This window comes from Rhodovulum sp., assembly GCF_011048875.1.
In the GTDB taxonomy this organism is placed as follows: Bacteria; Pseudomonadota; Alphaproteobacteria; order Rhodobacterales; family Rhodobacteraceae; genus Rhodovulum; species Rhodovulum tesquicola.
Genome location: NZ_DSDD01000417.1, coordinates 1 through 6154 on the forward strand (window position 1 = coordinate 1; position 6154 = coordinate 6154).

Sequence of the window (6154 nt, forward strand, 5' to 3'; positions counted from 1 at the left end):
CGAACTCAGCTTCCCGCGCGGGCACGGCGTCTTCGGTTCGCTGTTCTTCCGCCGCGATGCCGAGGTCAAGGACCGCATCCAGGAGATCGCCGAGACGATCTTCCTGGCCGATCTGCTGGACGAAAAGGCCGCCTTCCTCGGTCATGGGCAGAAGCAGTGGCTGGAAATCGGGATGCTGCTGATCCAGGATCCCGAACTTCTGATGCTGGACGAGCCCGTGGCCCGCATGTCGGTGGCCGAGCGCAAGAAGACCGCTGAACTGCTCAACCGCATCATCGACCACCGCTCGGTGATCGTGATCGAGCACGACATGGGCGTCGCCCAGGACATCGCGACCCGCGTCACCGTCCTGCACCAGGGCAAGGCCCTGTCCGAGGGCAAGATGGACAAGGTCAAGAACGCCCCCAGGGTCATCGAAGTCCATCTGGGCCATAGAGGAGACGCGACATGCTGAACGTCATCGACCTGCACGCCGCCTGCGGGCAATCGGAAATCCTGCACGGGCTGCACCTGAACGTCGCGCCGGGCGAGATCGTCGCGATCATGGGCCGCAACGGCATGGGCAAGACCACGCTGATGAAGAGGCTGATGGGCATCGTGCCCGCCACGGGCGGCACCGTCCGCGTGGGCGAGGCCGAGGTCACCGGGCTGAAATCCCACCAGCGGGTGGCCAGCGGCATCGCCTATGTGCCGCAGGGGCGGATGATCTTTTCCGCCATGGCGGTGCAGGAAAACGTCGAGACCGGCCTGACTGTCACCGGCAAGAAGGAGGTGCCGGGCGATATCTACGAACTGTTCCCGGTCCTTCTGGAAATGAAGTCCCGCCGCGGCGGCAACCCGTCGGGCAGCCAGCAGCAGCAGCTTGCGATTGCCCGGGCACCGGCCTCGGACCCCAAGGTGCTTCTGCTCGATGAGCCGACCGAGGGCATCCAGCCCAACATCATCCGCGACATGGCCCGCACCCTGCGCCGCATGCGCGACCAGCGGGGGTTGTCCATTGTCGTCTCGGAACAGGTGCTCAGCTTCGCCCTCGACGTGGCCGACCGCGTGATGGTGATCGAGAACGGCCGCGTCGTCCATGACAGCCCGCGCGACGGGATCGACGAGGCCAAGGTCTCGAGATTCCTGTCCGTCTGAACCTTCAACCCCGGCAGCAAGAGAGGACAACGCCATGGCTGACACCCTCATCTCGGTGAATCTCGGCGAAAGCCCGCACACGAACGAGTGCGTGCACAACCGCTGGCATCCCTACATCCCCATCGGCGTCGAAGGGGCCCAGCCCGGCGACTTGCTGGTGGTTTAGATCCTCGATATCGGCACCAAGGACGAGATGCTCTGGGGCTTCAACGGCTTCTTCTCCAAGAAGAACGGGGGCGGTGTCCTGACCGAGCATTTCCCCGAGGCGCAGAAGTCGATCTGGGATTTCCACGGCATGTTCACCTCGTCCCGCCATGAGCCGGGGGTGAAATATGCAGGTCTCATCCATCCCGGCCTGATCGGCTGCCTGCCCGACCGCAAGATGCTGGACATGTGGAACGCCCGCGAAAAGGCGCTGATCGACACCGATCCGGCCCGCGTGCCCCCTTGGCCGCGCTGCCCAACACCCAGCCGGCTCATATGGGCAAGCTGACGGGCGAGGCCCGCGACAAGGCCGCGGGCGAGGGCGCCCGCACCGTGCCGCCGCGTGAACATGGCGGCAACCGCGACATCAAGGATCTCAGCCGCGGCTGCAAGATCTACTTCCGCGTCTATGTCGACGGCGCGGGCTTTTCGATGGGCGATTTGCATTTCAGCCAGGGCGATGGCAGAGATCACCTTCTGCGGCGCCATCGAGATGGCGGGCTGGCTGCACATCAAGGTCGATCTCATCAAGGGATGGCGTGGCGAAATACGGGATCAGGAACCCGATCTTCAAACCTTCGCCCATCACGCCGAAATATGACGACTACCTGATCTTCGAGGGGATTTCGGTCGACGAGCAGGGCAAGCAGCATTACCTCGACGTCCACATCGCCTATCGCCAGGCCTGCCTCAAGGCCATCGAATACCTCAGGAAATTCGGCTATACCGGCGCGCAGGCCCACGCGATCCTCGGCACCGCGCCGGTGCAGGGGCATATCCCGGGCGTTGTGGACATTCCCATTGCCTGTGCCACGCTCTGGCCGCCGACCGACATCTTCGATTTCGACATCAAGCCGGGCAGCGCGGGACCGACCAGGTTCCTCGACGGCTCGGTGGACGTGCCGCGGGCGCCCGATCTGTGACATGGCCCGGGGCCGCGGCGCGCGCGATCTTCACGCCGCCCAAGCTGGCCATCGTCGGCGCCGCCACCCGCAAGGCGCATGAGACCAACGAGCGCGCAAGGCACGAACCCAACGTTCGGGCCACGGGCCGGGCTGCGGCTGCTGTTCGGGCGGGGCCAGGACGAACAGCGGCCCGCTGCCCCGCCCGGACGGATCGAAAAGCTTTCCGGCCAAGCGGCCCTGGATGATCTCGCACTGAGCGTTTACTGCAAGGCGGGCAGCGTGGCGCGCAACCGCGCCATCCCGCCCGGCCGCCAGCCCAGCATCCGCGCCCGGTCCCAGCGCAGCACGGCAAGCGGCGCCTCGCTTTCCGGCGGCAACGGATGGCCGATCCCCTCGGCCTCGGCCAGCAGCGCCAGCAGGTCGCGCCGATCCAGCAGGATGTCCGACATGTTCACCGCCCGCCCCGCCACCATCGCCGCCGGGGCCGTCCGGATCAGCCGCGCCGCGGCGGCCAGATCCGCGCCGTGCAGTTCGGTGCCCCGGCGCGGCGCGATGGGGCGGCCCGCGCGGAAATCGTCGAAGAGATCCGCCCATTTGTGCCGCTGCCCCGGCCCCGGCGGCCCATAGACCCCCGTCGCGCGCAGCGAAACCGGCACGAAGCCGGGACCGGCTATCTTGAACAGCGCGTCCTCGGCCCGCGCCTTGACCACGCCGTAAAGCGTGTCGGGCTTGGCGTCCAGATCGTCGGTCAGCTCCGCCCCCGCGGGCCAGCCGCCATGCACCGCCCGGCTCGACAGGAACAGCAGATGCCGCACGCCCGAGGCCCGCGCCGCCTGGAACAGCGCGACCGATCCCGCGAGGTTGGCCGCGACGAACCCCTCGGGGTCGTCCCCCTCGCCGCCGCGATAGCGCCCCGGCACATGGGCAAAGGCGCAATGGATCACCGCCTCGATCCCCGCAAGATCGGGCCGGTCGCCCAGTTCATAGGCCAGATGCGCGACCGGGCCGGAAAAGAAGCCGGGCGCGGGCGGGCGGCGGGTCAGCACGGTGACCGCCTCGCCCGCCGCCAGCGCCTCTTCCACGAAGAACCGTCCGACCAGCCCCGTCGCGCCGGTGACGGCCAGGCTCATGCGGCAGGGCCGGGCAGGGTGGCGGGATCGGGGATGTCGCAGCCCCGCTCATGGGCGCGCCACAGCTCGATCAGGGGGCGCAGGCGGTCGGCCTTTGCATGGTCCTGCCAGGGCTTTTCGTACTGGAAATGCAGCACCCTGATATCCGCCCAGGACCACAGGTCGGGCAGGTTGAACCAGACATATTGCAGCATGTTGTCGAAGACCGGCAGCCCGTGCCAGTCGGGAAAGAACTCCTGAAGAAAGCTCTGATCCGTGCGCCGCCAGAACGCGCCGGGCGCATCCAGACGGGCCAGCATCCGGTAAAAGGTCTCGGGGTTCGGCCGCGCGGTGAAGACGCCCGAATTCATCCGGTGGAAATCGCCCAGGCTTTCATAGACATTGGGGGCCGCGCAGAACTCGGGGTAATGGAACAGCCGGTCGATATTGCGCAGCACCAGCGTGTCGGCATCCAGGAACACCACCCGTTCATAGTCAAGCTGCCAGAGCCGCAGCTTGCAGAAATTGTCGAGCGGCGTGTGGAAGGCAGGCTTTTCCCCCCTGGTGAAGGGGGCAAGGCCGTGGATGCGGTCCTTGGCATGGGCCGCGTTGAACGCGTCCGAGGTCGGCAAAAGGTCGATCTCGACCAGCCGCGCCCCCAGATCGGCCAGCGGCGCCAGCGCCGCCGCGCCGACCCCGCCGGTATGCAGAACGCAGATCTCGGCAGGCGTTGCCGTTATCTGAAGGGATCGCGCCAACGCCTTGGCCCCCAACGCGAAATCCGCGTTGGTGACCAGCGTGACATAGGCGAATGGCCCGCGCGCCGGGGCCGCGGGCCGCAGCCCCTCGGTCACGACACCGACTTCAGCTTCTTGCCCTCGACATCATGCACGACGCGGGAGGCAATGTCCCTGGTCCAGGCCGAGACGCAGGGCACGCGCGAGCGATCGACCCGATGGGCGAACTTGCGGGCGATCTCGACCACCTCTTCCAGCAGACCTTCCTGCAAGGTGATCGGCTTCAGCCCCAGATCGAGGAAATGGTCGTTCTTGACCACCAGTTCGTTCTCGGCGGCCTCTTTCCGCGGGTTCGGCAGATAGGCAATCTTCGCCCCGGTGATCCGGGACACCAGTTCCGCCAGATCGCGCACCCGATGCGTTTCCGTCATCTGGTTGAAGATCTTGACCCGCTCGCCCGCCTGGGGCGCATCGCCCAGCGCCAGTTCGACACAGCGCACCGTGTCCTGGATATGGATGAAGGCCCGCGTCTGCCCGCCTGTGCCATGCACCGTCAGCGGATAGTCGATGGCGGCCTGGGCGAGGAACCGGTTCAGCACCGTGCCGTAATCGCCGTCATAGTCGAAGCGGTTGACCAGTTGCGGGTGGCGCTTGGTCTGGTCTGTATTGGTGCCCCAGACGATGCCCTGATGCAGGTCGGTGATGCGCAGCCCGTCATTCTGGGCGTAGAACTGGAACAGGATCTGATCCAGCGACTTGGTCATGTGATAGACCGAGCCGGGCCGGGTGGGATAGAGGATCTCCATCCCCTTCGCGCCCTCGGGCGTGTCGATATTGACATCCAGATAGCCCTCGGGGATCGGCGCGCCGATCGTCGAATAGCCGTAGACGCCCATCGTGCCCAGATGCACCAGATGCGCGTCCAGCCCGGTTTCCACCATCGCCACCAGCAGGTTGTGGGTCGCGTTGATGTTGTTGTCGATGGTATAGATCTTGTGTCGGTCCGAGATCATCGAATAGGGCGCGGCGCGCTGCTCGGCGAAATGGATGATCGCGTCGGGGCGTTCCTCGGCCAGCCAGTCACGCAGTCGGTAATACTCGCGGGCCAGGTCAATCAGGTGAAAGCGGATCGCCTGCCCCGAGACCTCCTTCCAGACCCGACAACGTTCCTGGATCGAATCCATCGGCGTCAGCGACTGCACGCCCAGTTCGGCGTCGATCCAGCGCCGGCTGAGGTTGTCGATGATGTGGACCTCGTGGCCCAGGTTGGACAGGTGCAGCGAGGAGGGCCAGCCGCAGAAACCGTCGCCGCCAAGAACCGCTATCTTCATCGACTCCTCCTTCCGGATAGGTTGGTGGGGCCGCCGGAGCGGTCCCGGATGATGTGTCAGTCTTTTCGCGATTTCATTTGAAGGTTTTGTGTCGCTCCCACCGGGTGCACGGATTTGGCCACAGACGAGCGTGCGTTTCCAGCCCCGCCGCCCCTGCGACCGCTTGACTCGTCTTAAAGCGATTGTAAGGTATTTTGAAAATGCAGCGTTTTGCGTATGTATACTTTCGGATACATGAGTCGCGGCGCGAGGCGGCGGGAGGGATGAACATGGGCGGACGTGGATGGCGGGTGGCAGGTCTGGCCGCGGTCCTGGCACTGTGCGGGGTGATCGGTGCTGCGGCGCAGGACGCCGCACCGCAGATCTCGCAGAGCACCACAGATCACTCCAAGCTCAAGGAATTGCAGAAGGAATTTGCGAGCGGACCGGAAGTGACGGCGGCCTGCCTGTCCTGCCACACCGAGGCCGCGATGCAGGTCAAGCACTCGATCCACTGGAAGTGGGAGTTCGAGAACCCCTCGACCGGCCAGATCCTCGGCAAGAGCCATGTGGTGAACTCGTTCTGCGGCACGGTCGCCTCGAACGAGGCGCGCTGCACCTCCTGCCACACCGGCTATGGCTGGACCGACATGAGCGCCCCTCCGCCGAGCGAGGCCACGGCGGTCGATTGCCTGGCCTGCCATGACACCTCGGGCCAATACACCAAGCTCGACTCGGCTGCCGGCCACCCG

Annotated in this window: 9 protein-coding genes and 2 pseudogenes; 8 read left to right on the plus strand and 3 right to left on the minus strand. The window is 65.8% G+C overall.

Going from position 1 to position 6154, the window contains the following annotated elements; all coding sequences use genetic code 11:
- The 7 genes and pseudogenes from ENN83_RS14305 to ENN83_RS14325 form a co-directional block, all read left to right on the plus strand.
- The coding region (locus ENN83_RS14305) for an ATP-binding cassette domain-containing protein (RefSeq protein ID WP_287188051.1) at positions 1–454 on the plus strand (454 nt) is incomplete at its 5' end.
- On the plus strand, positions 448–1137 hold the full coding sequence (gene urtE / locus ENN83_RS14310; protein WP_287188054.1) for an urea ABC transporter ATP-binding subunit UrtE: 690 nt from the start codon (positions 448–450) through the stop codon (positions 1135–1137). The genes ENN83_RS14305 and urtE, both read left to right, overlap by 7 nt.
- Before the next feature lie 34 nt (positions 1138–1171).
- The gene (locus ENN83_RS14315; protein ID WP_287188055.1) at positions 1172–1303 is read left to right on the plus strand and encodes a hypothetical protein; all 132 of its coding nucleotides are present in this window, start codon (positions 1172–1174) and stop codon (positions 1301–1303) included.
- 27 nt (positions 1304–1330) lie between these two features.
- Positions 1331–1630 carry an acetamidase/formamidase family protein gene (locus ENN83_RS14320; protein WP_414707672.1) on the plus strand — a complete coding sequence of 100 codons (300 nt, stop codon included), beginning with the start codon at positions 1331–1333 and terminating at the stop codon, positions 1628–1630.
- Positions 1618–1743, plus strand: a pseudogene (locus tag ENN83_RS17205) (acetamidase/formamidase family protein); the annotation flags it as partial. The gene ENN83_RS14320 and the pseudogene ENN83_RS17205, both read left to right, overlap by 13 nt.
- Positions 1744–1801: 58 nt before the next feature.
- Entirely contained in the window at positions 1802–1942 is a 141-nt protein-coding gene (locus tag ENN83_RS17035) for an acetamidase/formamidase family protein (protein ID WP_349760138.1), read from the plus strand.
- Positions 1881–2264 carry an acetamidase/formamidase family protein gene (locus ENN83_RS14325; protein ID WP_287188056.1) on the plus strand — a complete coding sequence of 128 codons (384 nt, stop codon included), beginning with the start codon at positions 1881–1883 and terminating at the stop codon, positions 2262–2264. Before ENN83_RS17035 ends, ENN83_RS14325 begins: the two co-directional genes overlap by 62 nt.
- Positions 2265–2506: 242 nt before the next feature.
- Here the strand turns inward: ENN83_RS14325 and ENN83_RS14330 are convergent, their stop codons facing one another.
- From ENN83_RS14330 to ENN83_RS14340, 3 genes are read right to left on the minus strand one after another with little or no spacing between them, the layout of a single operon-like run.
- On the minus strand, positions 2507–3376 hold the full coding sequence (locus ENN83_RS14330; protein WP_287188058.1) for an NAD-dependent epimerase/dehydratase family protein: 870 nt from the start codon (positions 3374–3376) through the stop codon (positions 2507–2509).
- Positions 3373–4209 carry a glycosyltransferase gene (locus tag ENN83_RS14335; protein WP_287188060.1) on the minus strand — a complete coding sequence of 279 codons (837 nt, stop codon included), beginning with the start codon at positions 4207–4209 and terminating at the stop codon, positions 3373–3375. The genes ENN83_RS14330 and ENN83_RS14335 overlap by 4 nt, the downstream gene beginning before the upstream one ends.
- Positions 4206–5423: an NAD-dependent epimerase/dehydratase family protein gene (locus ENN83_RS14340; RefSeq protein WP_287188063.1), complete on the minus strand. Its 1218-nt coding sequence runs from the start codon at positions 5421–5423 to the stop codon at positions 4206–4208. The genes ENN83_RS14335 and ENN83_RS14340 overlap by 4 nt, the downstream gene beginning before the upstream one ends.
- Before the next feature lie 269 nt (positions 5424–5692).
- On the opposite strand from ENN83_RS14340, the pseudogene ENN83_RS14345 reads away from it, so the two are divergent.
- A pseudogene (locus tag ENN83_RS14345) lies at positions 5693–6154 on the plus strand (cytochrome C); the annotation flags it as partial.